We start from the raw sequence: 14,974 nt of genomic DNA on the forward strand, positions 1-14,974 counted from the left end.
CATTAATTAATTTTAAAAAAAGGATAAAAAATAAAATGCAATTTGATGTAGAAAAAATCAAATTTTTAAGAAATAAAACACAAGCAGGAATAATGGATTGTCAAAAAGCATTAATTAATTCTAAAGGTGATATTGATCAAGCTATTATTTTTTTAAGAAAACAAGGTATTAAAAAAGCATCCGAGATAACTGGGAAAATATTGGGTGAAGGTTTAACTAATGTAATCATAGATAATAATGAAGCTGTTTTATATGAATTAAATTCTGAAACAGATTTTGTTGCAAAAAATAAAATTTTTTTAGATTTATTAAATTTGTTAGGAAAAATTTTATTAAAAGAAACTAAACCAAATATGAATATAGATGAAATTTTAAATTTAAAATTTGAAGATAAAAAAATTAAAGATTTATTATTAGAAAAAACCGCTATAGTTCAAGAAAAAATTTGTTTGAGAAAAGTTATTAAGGTTATTAAAAAAGATGATGAAAATTTTGGAATGTATAAACATCAAAATGGTTTTATTTCTGTTTTAGTAATTACTAAAAATAGTAAAAAAGATGTTTCAGAAGATATAGCTATGCATATAGCAGCAAATAAACCAAAGTTTATAAATAAAGAACAAGTAGATTTAGAAACATTAAATCAAGAAAAATCAATTATCGAAGCACAAGTAAATAAAGAATTAGGAAATGAAAAAACATTTAATATAAAAGAAAAAATCATAGAAGGTCGTTTAAATAAATTTATTCAAAATATTTGTTTAATAGAACAATCTTTTGTAAAAAATCCTGAGCAAAAATTAAGAGATTATCTTAAAGAAAAAGAAGTTGAAATTATTAATTATTGGCGTTTAGAAGTAGGAGAAAGGATTTAAAAAATATAAAAAATAAAAAAATGTATATTTTTTAAAAATTATTATATATTAATAAAATTAATTTATCTTTGGAACAGGGAAATATTATTTTATGTATAAAAGAATTCTTTTAAAATTGAGTGGTGAAGCATTAAAAGGTAATGAAAATTACGGTATAGATGTTGGTGAAATACGTAAAATAGTTGAGGAAATTAAAGAAATTAAAAAATTAGGAACTGAAATAATTATTGTAGTTGGCGCAGGTAATATTTGGCGTGGTTTTGATGGGCAACAAAAATTTGGAATGGATAGAGTTCAAGCCGATTATATAGGTATGTTAGGTACAATTATGAATTCTTTAATTTTACAAGATGCTTTAGAACAAATCAATATTCAAACTAGAGTAATGACAGCTTTTTCTGTACCAACAGTAGCGGAGCCTTATATAAGAAGAAGAGCTTTGCGTCATTTAGATAAAGGTAGAGTAGTTATTTTAGGTGCAGGGTTAGGTTCGCCATATTTTTCTACAGATACGGCTGCTTCTTTAAGAGTGATTGAATTAAAAGCTGATGTATTTTGTATGGCTAAATTTGGTGTAGAAGGTGTTTATGATAAAGATCCTAGAAAATTTAAAGATGCTATTTTGTTATCTAAAATAACTCATGAGCAATTAATTTCAAAAAAATCAGATATAATGGATTTAACAGCAGTTTCTTTATGTTGGGAAAACAATATAGATATTTTGGTTTTTAATATGAGCACTAAAGGTAACATAAAAAAATCTTTTTTAAAAGAAAAAATTGGGACCATTATTACTTCTAAAAATAAGGATAAATAAAAATGCAAGAACAAATGAATGAAATTTTAACTAATGTTGAAAACAAAATGCAAAAATCAAGCATTGAAATGTTAAAAGAATTATCTAGTATTAGAACAGATATATCTAATCCTAATGTTTTAGATAAAATTAATATCAACTATTATGGTGAAAATATATCTTTAAAACAATTAAGTTCTATTAGTGTTGTTGAAGGGAACCAATTAAACATAAAACCATATGATATCAAAATAACAGATCAAATTAAAAAAGCTATTTTAGCTTCAGATTTAGGAATAAATCCAGAAGTAGTTAATAATTCACTTATTAAATTAATTTTTCCACCATTAACAGAAGAAAGAAGAAAATCATTAATTAAACAAGTGGAAAAAATTTCTGAAAATGTTAAAGTTGTAATTAGAAATATTCGTCGTGAAGGCAATAATAAAATTAAAACAATGATATTAACAAAAGATTTAGAGTTACTTTTTTTAAAAAAAAATCAAATTTTAACTGATAAATATATTGAATTAATAGAAAAACAAACTAATGATAAAAAAAAAGAATTATTAAAAATTTAAAGCATATAAAATAAAAAATATTTTAATTATAACTTAAATTATAAAAGGAATTATATAGTGAAACAAAGAATAATTACTGGAATATTTTTATTTTTATTTTTATTTTTATTTTTTATATTACAATTAAATTTCTTAGAGTATCGTTTTGATTTATCAATTTTATTAGGATTTTTTTTTATTGTTTTAGCTAGTCAAGAAATGTTTAATATGATTGAACAAAAAAAAAAAATAAAATTTAATTATAAAATATTTATTTTAATATCAAGTGTAATTGTTTTTTTATTTTCTTTATTACAATGGTCCAGTGATGATGGTAATAATAATAACTTAGAAAACGGAATAATACAATATTTATCAATATTTGTTTTATTTGTAATTTTAATATTATTAATATTTTTTGTTATTTTTGATAGCATTATAGTAAAAGATTTAGAAATAAATTTTATTATCATATTTTATATTAGTATTGGAACATCGAGTTTTTTTTCAATTTTTTTAAAAAATCCCCTTTTTTTTTGGTATATTATTTTAATTACTGTTTTAACAGATAGTTTTTCTTTTTTAACTGGTTTTTTGTTTGGTAAAAAAAAAATATTTCCAAATATAAGTCCTAATAAAACTTTAGAAGGATATATATATGGTAACATATTATCTACTTTTATTATTTTTTTAATTTATTATTCTATCAACAGGTTTTTGAATATTAATTTTTTTCCAATTCAGAACCCATTTATTTTTATTATAGTTACTTTTTTTAATTCTATTATTGTACAAACGGGTGATTTAATAAATTCTAAAATTAAAAGAAATTATAATATTAAAGATTTTGGCAAATTACTTCCTGGTCATGGTGGATTATTAGATCGTTTTGATTCTGTATTATTTCTTTCTTTATTTATAAATTTTATTTTTAAATTTCAAAATTTAATAATAAATCTAAAAATATTATAATAAATAATATAAATATTTATTATAATATTTTTTGGATTAGTTTATGTAATTAATTTAATTTTTTTATTAATGTAAAAGCAAAATCAAAAACAGTTTCAGGAGAACGAGAAGTAATTAAATTATCACTAACTACTGTTGAAATATTAGGACAATATTCACCTTCTATTAATATTTCACATCCAGGATAACAAGAAAATTTATGTTTTTTTAATAGACCTAATTTACCTAAAAATATTGGAGCAGCACATATAGCTCCAATTATTTTATTATTTTTATTAAAGTAATTGATAATGTCTAAAATTTTAGTTAAAGCATAATCATTTTTATTTATAACTGATTTAACATAAGGCCCACCAGGAATAATTAAAAAGTTATAATCATCATAATTTATATTTTCTAAATAGCAATCTGCTTTTAAATTTAATCTAGTAGCAGAAAAAACATTTAAATTTTTATTATTAGTTACAGTTGTAATATCGAAATCATTTTTTTTTAAAATAGCTCTCGTAACTAAAGCTTCACAATCTTCAAAACCATTATATAAAATTAATAAACCTTTCATAAGTTCTCCTCTTTTTATTAATATTTTTAAAATAACAATTAATATAATTTTATCATTATTTTTTAAATTATACAAAAATATATAATTGTTATGTAAATTATTTTTTTAAAAAATTAATATTAATTAATAAAATTTTTATCAAATTATAAAATAATTATTTATTAAATAAAAAAAGAAAAATATAAAAATGAAAATAAAAAAATTAAATTTAGCTAACGATATTTTAAAAATATTACAACAAAATGGATTTGAAGCTTTTATTGTAGGCGGCGCAGTTAGAGATTATTATTTAAATTTACCATTTGTTGATATCGATATTATTACTAATGCCTTGACCTTAGATTTAATGAAAATTTTTAAAATCAATTCTAATAATATAAAGCATGGTTCTTGTAATGTTTGTTTTAAAAATAGCCAATTTGATATAACTACTTATCGAATTGAAGAAAAATACAAAAATCATAGACATCCTACAAAAATAATTTTCACTAATGATGTAAAAAAAGATCTTTTAAGAAGAGATTTTACTATTAATAGTCTTTTAATGGATGATAAAAAAAATATTATTGATTATTTAGGTGGATTATCTGATATTAAAAACTCCATTATTAAAACAATAAAAGATCCTGAAGAAAAATTTCAAGAAGATAGTGTTAGAATATTAAGAACTTGTTATTTTCAAGCAAAATTATGTTTTGAAATAGAAATAAACACAAAAAAAGCTTTAAAAAAACAAAGCTATTTATTAAAAAAAATTTCTAAAGATAGAATTTTACAAGAATTTATAAAAATTATTTCACAAAAACACTTTTATAAATCTTTGATAACTATAAAGGAAACTAATATAATAGATTTTTTAAAAGGTTTAAGTCAGGGAATTAATTTTTGTATTGAAAATAAATTAAAAAAAATAAATAAAGATATTTTCTTTAGTTTATCTTTAATATTAAATAAAAAAATGTTTAATTATTTTAATTTTTCTAAAAAAGATCAAAAATTATATCAAACTGTTGAATTTTTATTTAATAAAAAAAAATTAGATATAAAATGGTCATTATTTAAATATGGTTTAGAAATATGTTTGTTAACCAATAAAATTAATTATTTATTTAAAAAAGAAAAAAATGAAACTCAAAAAATAAAAATAATTTATAAAAATTTAATTATTAAAAAAAATTCAGATTTAAAAATTTCATCTATAGAAATTTTAAAAATAATGCAAATTTCACCTGGTTTATGGTTAAATAATTTAAAACAGCAAATCATTAAATTAGTTTTAGATGAAAAAATTATAAATAGTAAAAAAAACTTATTAAATTATGTAAGAAAAATTAAAAAAAGAAGTGATTAAAAAATAATGTTTGAAAAAGAAATAAATAAAGAATATATTTTATTAGGGCAAGCAATAAGCATTAATCAAGGAGAAAATTTTTATAATTTAACATTAAAATTAACGGATAATAAAGATATTAATATTAAATTAAATAAAAATGACAAAAAACCAATTATAAATAAAATATATCAATTTAAAGTTATTTGTATTTTAAAAAAAGAAAAAAAATTTTTAATAAATAAAGAATTTGATTTAGTGGAAAATATTTTACCAGTAAACGAATTATATCAATTATTTTCTCATTTTTTTTTATGTACCAAGATTAATTTTGCTGTTACACAAAAAATTATAGAAAATTATTTATATAAAATAAAAAATACTGTAATTTTTCAAATCACTAAAAATTTATATGAAAAAAATAAAAAATCTTTTTTAATACATCCTGCAGCATTGAAAATGCATCATACTTATTATGGTGGTTTAAGCAATCACACTGTTAATATTTTAAAAATGTCAGATTTTTTTATTGAATCATTTCCTTATTTAAATTTAGATTTAATATATGCTGGTATTATTTTACACGATATGGCAAAAATTAGAGAATTAAACGATTTAAATAGAACATATACTAAAGAAGGTGTTTTGTTAGGTCATTTAGTAATGATGAGTAATGATATTTCAGAAGAAGCATTTTTATTAAATTATCAAAATAAAGAAGAAGTTTTGGTTTTAAAACATATTATAATTTCTCATCATGGATTATTAAATTTTGGCGCTTTGCAAAAACCTAAAATAGGAGAAGCTCTTTTAATTTGGCATTTGGACAGTATAGATAGTCAGTTTTCTGTTTTAGGAGAAAATTTAAAAAAAATTGAAAAGGGTAATTTTACAGAACCAATATCAGTTTTAAATAAAAATTCTTTTTATAAGCCTAATATATAAAAATCATTGAGATTATTTTTGATTAAATATTTAATATAAAAAAAACCACTTTTACATGGTTTTTTTATTTTTTATAAAATTAAATTTAAAAAATATTACTAATTAATTAAAATATCTTGATAATTAACAGGAAAAATTTTTAAATGATTATATTTGTTAATCATTCTAGAAATTGGGCATTTTTGATGAGCTTCTTCTAATATAACTTTAATATCATCTAGTGAAAAATTTTCTATCCCTACTTTCAAAATTAATTCAAAATAAAAACCTTGTTGATCTTTGTGTAAATTAGAAACTAAATTAATTTTTATATCTACATCATTAAATCCTTTGTATAAAAGAATTTTTTGAGATGTTTTATAAAAACAAATTATCCAAGATAAAGAAAATAATTCTTGAGGATCACTTTGATTTTGATTATTTGGTATCAAAGCAGAAGTTAATTTGTTTTTAATATTATCTTTAATAAAAATAAAATCATTTATTTTTTTTTCATAAAAAATAGTTACTTGAAAAGCCATATATTTATATTTTCCTCGGAAAGTTATTTTAAAAATAATAAAAATATATTAATTAATAAAATAAATTTTTTTAAATTTTTGATATTTTTTCATTAATTTATATACCTTAGGATTTATATAATAAAAACTTTGTTGTGGTTGAAGATTAATGTTTTCATCATCATTATTATCATATTTAATAATAATAAATAAATTACTTAAAACATGAGTAATTTTATGTTTATCATTTAATTTATGAACTGTATTGGGTTCTTTGCAAAAAGTTTTTAAAATTTCTTGTTCTAATGAAGAACACGTAGTTAAATATTTTTTTAACTTGTAAAACCATATTTTTTTATCACAAAAATCCATTAATATTATAATTAATAAAACTAAAAAAAATAAAATTAAAAAATATTTCCATTCCATTATATTATTAAATATAAATTAATCATTTTGTTTTTTTCATACTTTCAACAATTTGTTTAATTTGTTTTTCTGAAGGTGTTCTTCCCATTTGTTTAAACATTTCTCTAATTTGTTTTTCATTAACGGGAGGATTTTTTGTTAAATATTTTCTGAATCCAAAAAACATTGAAACAGCCCCAATTATAGTACCTAAAAATAAATAAGCAATTTCACTCAGCATTTTTGTATTTATCCTTTCTGTTTTTAATAGCTTAATTATACTTTATTTTTTTTTTTTTGATAAAATTTTATTTTTTTACTACCATGTTGTTTATCTTTGATTAATGTTAATTGATCAATGTTATTAGGCAAAATAACCCTTTTATCAATTTCACAAACAATAAAACCATTATCTTTTATAATAAAATTTAAATTTTTCAATAAAGGTAAATAAAAATTAAAATTATATGGAGGATCAATTATAATTAAATCAAAAAAAATTTTTTTCTTAAAAAAAATTTTTAAAATTCTAGAATAATCCAAAAAAAATAATTTAAAATTCGAAGATGTTAAATTAAGTTTAATCTTATTTTTATAAATAGTTTTAATAGCAGACAAAGAATTATCAACTAAATAAATTTTTTTAGCATTTCTACTTAAAGCTTCAAATCCACATGCTCCACTGCCAGAAAATAAATCTAAAACATATTTATTTTCTAACCAAGAACCTAAAGTATCAAAAATCACTTTTCTAATTAAATGAGTAGTTGACCTAGTTGTTGCAGAAGGAACTGATTTTAATTTAAAGCCTTTATATTTACCACTAATAATATACATAATAGTATTTCATAATTTTATTTTTTTCTAATTTTATTTTTTAAATTTGATAAAATTTCTTGTTGTTCTTTGTGCATAATATTTCCTTTTTTTTGATTAAAATCATAATTAAAATCTAAAATTTGATAAACTGCTTGATTTAAATCAATAAAAGCTAATTTTCTAAAATAATCAACTTGTGTATATTTTCTTTGAGGTTCTATTTTATCGCTTAATAAAATTATTTTGTCTAATTTGTTCATAACTTTATGTCCCCAAACATGTTTTCTCAAAGCATTTAAAATTTTAATATCATTTATTTGAAATTCTTTTTGTAAAATAACTGCCGCACTAAATGCATGGTAAATATGTGGAGTAGATTGATATTTTTTTATTATTTTAGGTGGTAAGCAAGATATATGAAATTCTAAAGGTTCGTTTTTAGTATAGTCATGCCATAGAGCGGCAACTTGAGTTTGTAACATATTTTCTTTATAAAAACGTGATAATTTAATAGAAGTGCGATGAACGCCTAAAATATGGCTCAATCTTTTTTTATCATTTTTAAATTTTATTTTAACTTTTTCAATGATTTTTTCTAATAACATAAAAAACTAATTGCCTTACTTTAAAATTTTAAATAATTTGCAAAATTTTTTAATTTATTTTCATATATTTCATTTTTTTGTTTTTTAATTTTTTTTAAAATTACTCTTTCAAACCAAAAACGTTTAAATTTTGTGAATAAAAATTCTTTTTCTCTATTGATAGGTTTAACTAAAATTGATTTAATTTTCATTTTGTGGGCACCCCAAATATCAGTTATTAACTGATCTCCTACCATTAAAACTTGATTAAATGGTAAATTAATTAATTTTAAGGCATGTTTAAAACCAAATAATGACGGTTTTTTACAAAAAATATTTAAATAAACATATAAAAAATCATTATTACAAATTTTTTGTAATTTTTTTTTAGAAGCATTAGAAACAATAACAATTTTAAATTTTTCATTAATTTTTTGTAAGAATTTTTTAGTAAAATTGCTTAAATTTTTATCTGAATAACACATTAAAGTATTATCTAAATCAAAAAATATACCTTTAAAACCTTGGCTTAAAAATAAATCGTAAGGAATTTTAAAAATATTATCAAAATAAAAGTCCGGAACATATCGATTTAATTTATAATTCATGTTGTTCTACTTTTAATATCTCCACTTGAAAATTTTTACCAGTCTCTGATTGAATCGTAATTTTGTCTCCAACTTGATGGCCTCTAATGCCTTTGCCTAAAGGGCAATCAATTGAAATTTTATTTAAAGAAGGGTCTGTTTCTAAAATACCAACTAGGTAAAAACTTTTTTTTATATTTTTTTCTAAAAAATTTAACTCTACTAATTTACCAATATTCACTTCTTTATTTTTCAAACTTTTAATAATTTTAATTTTTTTTAAAATATTTTTGATTTTTAAAATTTCATTTTCGATTAAAGCTTGTTCATTTCTGGCAGCATCATAATCAGCATTTTCAGATAAATCACCTTGTTCTCTAGCTTCTTTTAAAATTTTTAAATTTTCAATTCTTCTAATTTCTGTTAAATGATGTAATTGTTCTTTTAATTCTAGTACTCCAGATTTTGTTAATTCATATATATTTTTTTTATCTTCCATTTTTAAATCCTTTTTCAATTTAAAATTATAAATAACATTATTTTAAATATTACTTTGATAATCTAAAAAATTTTGTAAAATAAACATAGCAGCAACTTCATCTTTTAGTTGTTTAATTTTTTTTTTATTTTTATTATTATTTTTTAAAAATATTAAAGATTGTTTTGTAGATAAACGTTCATCCCATAAAATTATTTTTACATCCAATTTTAAATAATCTTCTAATCTTTTTTTAAAATTAATACTTATTAAACTTTTCACTCCTAAATCATTATTCATATGTTTAGGTAAACCCAAGATAATTGTTTTGATATTTTTTTGAATAATTAATATTTTTAAAGGTTTTAATAAATAATTATATTGGTGATTAGGGAAATTTAAAGTTTTAAAATTAACAGAAAAAAAACCTGCTTCAGAAATAGAAATACCTAAGGTTTTTTCTCCTAAGTCAAGACCCAAATAAGGAGGAAAATAAATCATGATAAATTATCATTCCAATATTTTAAAACCGATTTTAATTTATTTGGGTGTTTAGTACTTCCTTGAGCAAATTTATTGTTACCTCCACCAAAACCTTCTGCTATTTGAGATATTGTTTTTATTATTTGACCAGCGTGTAAAGTTGCGCTTTTACAAAGAAAAAACATTTTATCATCTTGTAAATAACAAATTAATAATATTTCCATTTTAAATTTAACAAATAAATATTCTAATAAATATTTCAGTACTTCCATTTCCATCTTATCATTAATTTTTAAAAACATTTTAGTAGTAATTTTTGATGGAATAAATTTTTTTATATTAGATAAAACATATTTTTTTTGATTTTCTAATAATTCTTTTTTAAAAAAATTAAAATTTCGTTGTAGATTTTGTATATATAATTTATAATTTAAAATGTCTTGAAAACTTTCTGTTATAATGATATTTTCTGGTAATAATAATTTAAAATTAGAAATAGACATTCTTTGTGCTTTTTTAATAATATTTTTTTTTTCATCTAAATAAAAATTAATTTTTTGATTTAAAATATTTATTGCATTTAAACCCACAGACGCTTCTATTCTATAAATCCCTGAACTTATTAAATTACAAGATAAAATAATTATTTTTTTTAAATCTTTAGTATTTTTAGCATGTGTTCCGGCACACAATGTTATAGAATAATCATCCATTTGAACAATTCTTACTATTTCGGGATATTTTTTATCTTTAAAGTATTTAATATTAGGAATTTTTTTAGCATCGGAAAATAATATTTCTTTAATTATAACGTTTGTTTTTTTTTGAATCCATTTATTAACTTGAATTTCAAATTTAAGAATATCTTGAGGTTTTATTTTTTCATAATGATTAAAATCCCATCTTAATAAATTATCTCCAATAAATGATCCTTTTTGTTCAATATGTTTACCTAAAATTAATATAATAGCATCTTGTAATAAATGAGTAGCAGTATGATGTAAAGATATTTGTTTTCTGGCATTAAAATCAATTTTAGCAATTACTTCTTGATCTTCATAAAATAAGTCACTTTGAACTTGATGTAATAATTGACCATGGTGTAAACGAATAATTTTTTTTACTGGTATATTATTAATAAAACCTTTATCATTAATTTGACCACCCATATTAGGATAAAAAGGTGTTTTTTCTAAAATAATACCTTCTTCAAAAATCTTAATAACTTTAGTTTTAGTTTCTAAAATATTATAACCAATAAAATTACTTTTATCTTTAAAATTTAAAAATTTATCATTTTTTTTTTGAATGCTTAATTTAAAATGTTGATTTAATTTTGACAAATTTTTATGTGATTCTAATTTTTTAATAAAACCATCATTATCGATAATAAACCCTTTTTGTTCACAATAGTTTAAAATAATTTCTTTTGGAATTCCATAAGTATCATATAATTTAAAATATTGTTCCCCACTTAAAAAATTATTTTTTATTAAATTTAAAATTTTTTCTTCGCAATTTTCTAGCATATCAAAAAATTTTTTTTCTTCTTTATAAATTATTTTTTCTAAAATACTTTGATATTCTTTTAATTTAGGATAAAAAAATTGATTTTGTTTAACAACTATAGGTATTAGTTTATATAAGAAAGGTTTTTTAAAATTTAAAATTTTTCCTTTTTGTATTGCTCTTCTTAAAATTTTTTTTAAAACATATCCTCTTCCATCGTTTGCAAAAATAACCCCATCTCCAATTGCAAAAACTAAAGTTCGGATATGGTCTGAAATCACTTTAAAAGCTTCTTGATTTTGATATTTAATAGAACTTAAATATGATATTTTTTGAATAATAGGAAAAAAAATATCTGTTTCAAAATTATTTTCGACATCTTGAAGTATACAAGCTAATCTTTCTAAACCAGCGCCAGTATCAATATTTTTACTTGGTAATTCTTGATAAATATTTTTTTTATTTTCAGGATTAAAGTTATATTGTGAAAAAACAATATTCCAAATTTCAACAAAACGATTATTTGGGATATCTTTTTTTATTAATTCCTTACCTTTAGGATGATATTTTGATCCTCTATCGAAAAATATTTCTGTACAAGGGCCACAAGGACCTTGTCCTATATTCCAAAAATTGCTTTCTAAAGAAATCAAATGTTCTGGGTGAATATCTTTTTTTAACCATAAATTTAATGTTTCTATATCTTTATAATAATAAGTAATATAAATTTTATTAGAATCAAATCCAAACCATTGTTTTGACATTAAAAGTTCATAAGCAAAATCGATAGCTTCTTTTTTAAAATAATTACCGATAGAAAAATTACCTAACATTTCAAAAAATGTATGGTGTGTAGATGTTTTTCCAACGTTTTCAATATCATTTGTTCTTAAACATTTTTGAATATTAACGATACGAGAATTAACAACAGGTAGAGAGCCATTAAAATATTTTTTCAAAGGCGTAATGCCTGCATTAACCCATAATAAAGTTGGATCATTTTCTGGTATTAAAGAAAAAGAATTTTCTTGATAATGCCCTTTATTGATAAAAAAATTCAACCACATATTTTTAATTTCCAAAGACGTCATTTTTTTCATTTAAATTTTTGCCTTATTTTTTAATTTTATTTATATTTTTATCTATCTGTTAGAGTTTTATTTTATCATTTTTTATTGATGTTATCAACTTTAAATATTTTTAATAATTGTATTTTTTATTTATATAAAATAATAAATATAATAATTAAAATTGATTATATTTAAATAAAAGTATTAAATTCCCTTCAAAGGGGTTAAATTTAAATAATTTTAAAAATATTTATATAAATAAGCTTCAAAATTTTATTTAAAATTTAGAGTTTTTAAAAAATGAAATAATTTAATTTTTTAGATTAATTAAAATAAGTATTCTTTTTTAATAAAAAAATTTTAAAAATATTTTTTCCTTAATTTTTTGTTAAAATATTTATTATATTTTTTTAAAACATAATTTTTTAATTATTTTACAATTAATGTTAAAATAATTAACAGAAAATATAAAATAAAAAAGATAGAATAAAAAAAGATGGATAAAAAAGAAATTAAAAAAAATACTAAAGAATTTTATCATTATTGTAAAAATTGTATTAATGCTACAGAAATAGCAACTATTATGGGTTTAAATCCTTATGAAACTAAAGAAGAATTAATTAAAAAAAAATTATTAACTTATAAATTTATTCAAAGTGAAGCTATTGAACATGGTAGAAAAACGAAGCCTCGAGCAAATTTATTTTTTAGTATAAAAATGAAAACCAATTATAAACCAATTACTTTAGTTAAAGATATTTTTTTTACAACTTTAGATGGGTATGATGAATCAAAAAAAACTTTATTAGGTATTAAATGTCCATTTAGACCAGAAAATTTAGAGTGGAAAAATTTTTTTCAAAAAAAAATAATTCAACCTTATTACTGGGCTCAAATACAATGTCAATTGTATATTTCAGAAAGTAACTTAGGTTATTTTTTAGCATTTGTTGATTCTGAAAATTTTCAATTTATAACAATTAAACCAGATATAAAATTTATTAAAAGTATTATTCAAGAAGGAGAAAAATTTCAACAATTGTTGATTAAATATCAAAATAAATTTTTAATAAAATAAAAAAATGATTATATAAACATGCGAAAAAAATATATTAATTAATTAATAACCATTTTATTGCCTTAATTTTTGGTATTAATAACATATAACCTACAAAAAAATAACACCTTTTTAAATTTAATTAAAATAAAATTAAATTTAAGCTAAATTATTTATTAAAAAAATAAACATTTTAGCTTTTTTTATTTTCTAAATTGTTATTGAATTAAAAGTTTAATATTATTATAAATTATAAAATAAATAAATCGTATTAATTTATATTTATGATTTAATCATATGTACAATTAATAAAAACAATTATTGTAACTATTTTATTTTTATTTTTTTCACTTTAAAATTATTTTTTTGAGTTGGAAATAGTAAATGAAATTGAAGAATTTTATTTAAAACTAATTTGCTTAGATTTAAGATGTATATATAAGATATACCTTTTAATAATTTGTATTTAGAAATAAAAAAAAAGTCTAAATTTTGTAATACTTTTTAATTGATAATTTATAAAATTTTAATAATAAAAAAAATATTTTTTTCAAATAATTAAACAATTTCTATTGGAAGGTAATTTTATAAAATGAGAATAATACCGCATGAATTATATAAATATAGCCCTGATATTGCATTGTGCGCCTTAAGAAAAGAATTTGGAATGTATGATTATTGTTTAAATATGAATATTCGTAATCAAGGGATGCAATCTTTTTTAGATTTAGGAAGAGTTTATTTTAATTTATTAATTAAAAAATGGGTAGAAGAAATGAAAAAACGTGAACATTATGTAAACACTTTTCATTTATTTTATTTTCAACAAGTAATTAATACTCAATTAATTTCGACAGATGTTTTTTTAATTTTGGAATGTTGTATTCAATGGGATATAAAAGATTTTAAACCTTATAATATTAATTTATCTTGGTATCAAATAGTAATTAAAATTTTGAAAAAAAATAAAAAAACGATAAATAATTTTAATTTAGAAAATTATCATAAATTACTTCAATGGTATCAAAATTATTTTATGAAAATAAATAAAAATGGAAAACTAAAACCTTATAAATTAAACATTTTTAAAGTAATTTTATTTTTTTCTGAATTTTTGAAAAATAATAAAATTTTATTATACAATGATCAGTAGATAAAATAATCTTATTTTTTCTAATTTATTATTATTATTTATTTTAAATGTATTTTTGACGTCTTTTAAATTTATAAAATAGAGAAGAAAGAAAAAATATAACTTCTAATAAATTTTTTTATTAAAAAAGTTATATTTTTTTCTGTTTAATTATTTATGATTTAAAAAATCTTTTATTGAAATTAATTTGAAAATAACTAAAAAAATTATTTTTTCAAATTTTTATTAAAACTAAATTAATTATTGTTTTTCTGTTTAAAATTTAAAAACAAAAAAATTAATTAAT

At 19.1% G+C, this 14,974-nt stretch carries 18 protein-coding genes; 8 read left to right on the forward strand and 10 right to left on the reverse strand.

Annotation, left to right across the window (positions count from 1 at the left end):
- Nucleotides 1–35: 35 nt before the first annotated feature.
- The 4 genes from tsf (at nucleotide 36) to ATP_RS02770 (ending at nucleotide 3,203) form a co-directional block, all read left to right on the forward strand.
- Complete coding sequence (tsf, locus tag ATP_RS01280; protein WP_012504382.1) at nucleotides 36–875, forward strand: translation elongation factor Ts; 840 nt, start codon at nucleotides 36–38, stop codon at nucleotides 873–875.
- Between the two features lie 91 nt (nucleotides 876–966).
- Nucleotides 967–1,692, forward strand: a complete 726-nt coding sequence (gene pyrH / locus ATP_RS01285) for a UMP kinase (RefSeq protein WP_012504383.1) — start codon at nucleotides 967–969, stop codon at nucleotides 1,690–1,692.
- 2 nt (nucleotides 1,693–1,694) lie between these two features.
- Nucleotides 1,695–2,252, forward strand: coding sequence for a ribosome-recycling factor (locus ATP_RS01290; protein WP_012504384.1), 558 nt, complete (start codon nucleotides 1,695–1,697; stop codon nucleotides 2,250–2,252).
- A gap of 57 nt (nucleotides 2,253–2,309) precedes the next feature.
- Nucleotides 2,310–3,203: a phosphatidate cytidylyltransferase gene (locus tag ATP_RS02770; protein WP_012504385.1), complete on the forward strand. Its 894-nt coding sequence runs from the start codon at nucleotides 2,310–2,312 to the stop codon at nucleotides 3,201–3,203.
- A gap of 49 nt (nucleotides 3,204–3,252) precedes the next feature.
- Here the strand turns inward: ATP_RS02770 and ATP_RS01300 are convergent, their stop codons facing one another.
- A complete protein-coding gene (locus ATP_RS01300) occupies nucleotides 3,253–3,765 on the reverse strand; it encodes a DJ-1/PfpI family protein (protein ID WP_012504386.1) in 513 nt (170 codons plus the stop codon).
- 187 nt (nucleotides 3,766–3,952) lie between these two features.
- On the opposite strand from ATP_RS01300, the gene ATP_RS02860 reads away from it, so the two are divergent.
- Both ATP_RS02860 and ATP_RS02865 read left to right on the forward strand, forming a co-directional pair.
- Complete coding sequence (locus tag ATP_RS02860; RefSeq protein WP_012504387.1) at nucleotides 3,953–5,116, forward strand: CCA tRNA nucleotidyltransferase; 1,164 nt, start codon at nucleotides 3,953–3,955, stop codon at nucleotides 5,114–5,116.
- A gap of 6 nt (nucleotides 5,117–5,122) precedes the next feature.
- Nucleotides 5,123–6,040 carry an HD domain-containing protein gene (locus ATP_RS02865; RefSeq protein WP_012504388.1) on the forward strand — a complete coding sequence of 306 codons (918 nt, stop codon included), beginning with the start codon at nucleotides 5,123–5,125 and terminating at the stop codon, nucleotides 6,038–6,040.
- Nucleotides 6,041–6,138: 98 nt separating this feature from the next.
- Here ATP_RS02865 and ATP_RS01315 read toward each other — a convergent pair whose 3' ends face one another.
- Genes ATP_RS01315 through alaS form a run of 9 tightly spaced genes read right to left on the reverse strand, consistent with a single transcriptional unit; the run spans nucleotide 6,139 to nucleotide 12,508 of the window.
- Entirely contained in the window at nucleotides 6,139–6,561 is a 423-nt protein-coding gene (locus tag ATP_RS01315) for an OsmC family protein (RefSeq protein ID WP_012504389.1), read from the reverse strand.
- A gap of 48 nt (nucleotides 6,562–6,609) precedes the next feature.
- A complete protein-coding gene (locus ATP_RS01320; protein ID WP_012504390.1) occupies nucleotides 6,610–6,969 on the reverse strand; it encodes a hypothetical protein in 360 nt (119 codons plus the stop codon).
- A 22-nt stretch (nucleotides 6,970–6,991) separates the two neighbouring features.
- Nucleotides 6,992–7,189 (reverse strand): YneF family protein, encoded by a 198-nt coding sequence (locus ATP_RS01325; protein ID WP_012504391.1) that lies wholly within the window; start codon nucleotides 7,187–7,189, stop codon nucleotides 6,992–6,994.
- A 35-nt stretch (nucleotides 7,190–7,224) separates the two neighbouring features.
- Entirely contained in the window at nucleotides 7,225–7,785 is a 561-nt protein-coding gene (gene rsmD / locus ATP_RS01330) for a 16S rRNA (guanine(966)-N(2))-methyltransferase RsmD (protein WP_012504392.1), read from the reverse strand.
- 17 nt (nucleotides 7,786–7,802) lie between these two features.
- Nucleotides 7,803–8,372 carry a bis(5'-nucleosyl)-tetraphosphatase (symmetrical) YqeK gene (gene yqeK, locus ATP_RS01335; protein WP_012504393.1) on the reverse strand — a complete coding sequence of 190 codons (570 nt, stop codon included), beginning with the start codon at nucleotides 8,370–8,372 and terminating at the stop codon, nucleotides 7,803–7,805.
- Nucleotides 8,373–8,392: 20 nt separating this feature from the next.
- The gene (locus ATP_RS01340; RefSeq protein ID WP_012504394.1) at nucleotides 8,393–8,959 is read right to left on the reverse strand and encodes a YqeG family HAD IIIA-type phosphatase; all 567 of its coding nucleotides are present in this window, start codon (nucleotides 8,957–8,959) and stop codon (nucleotides 8,393–8,395) included.
- Nucleotides 8,949–9,437 carry a transcription elongation factor GreA gene (greA, locus tag ATP_RS01345; RefSeq protein ID WP_012504395.1) on the reverse strand — a complete coding sequence of 163 codons (489 nt, stop codon included), beginning with the start codon at nucleotides 9,435–9,437 and terminating at the stop codon, nucleotides 8,949–8,951. The genes ATP_RS01340 and greA overlap by 11 nt, the downstream gene beginning before the upstream one ends.
- 42 nt (nucleotides 9,438–9,479) lie before the next feature.
- A complete protein-coding gene (gene ruvX, locus ATP_RS01350) occupies nucleotides 9,480–9,917 on the reverse strand; it encodes a Holliday junction resolvase RuvX (RefSeq protein WP_012504396.1) in 438 nt (145 codons plus the stop codon).
- Nucleotides 9,914–12,508 (reverse strand): alanine--tRNA ligase, encoded by a 2,595-nt coding sequence (gene alaS, locus ATP_RS01355; protein WP_231834339.1) that lies wholly within the window; start codon nucleotides 12,506–12,508, stop codon nucleotides 9,914–9,916. Before alaS ends, ruvX begins: the two co-directional genes overlap by 4 nt.
- A 466-nt stretch (nucleotides 12,509–12,974) precedes the next feature.
- Between alaS and ATP_RS01360 the strand changes: the two genes are divergently transcribed.
- Complete coding sequence (locus tag ATP_RS01360; RefSeq protein ID WP_012504398.1) at nucleotides 12,975–13,556, forward strand: lambda-exonuclease family protein; 582 nt, start codon at nucleotides 12,975–12,977, stop codon at nucleotides 13,554–13,556.
- Between the two features lie 571 nt (nucleotides 13,557–14,127).
- On the forward strand, nucleotides 14,128–14,688 hold the full coding sequence (locus ATP_RS01365; protein WP_012504399.1) for a hypothetical protein: 561 nt from the start codon (nucleotides 14,128–14,130) through the stop codon (nucleotides 14,686–14,688).
- Nucleotides 14,689–14,974: the final 286 nt, after the last annotated feature.

Source organism: Candidatus Phytoplasma mali, from assembly GCF_000026205.1.
Classification (GTDB): domain Bacteria; phylum Bacillota_I; class Bacilli_A; order Acholeplasmatales; family Acholeplasmataceae; genus Phytoplasma; species Phytoplasma mali.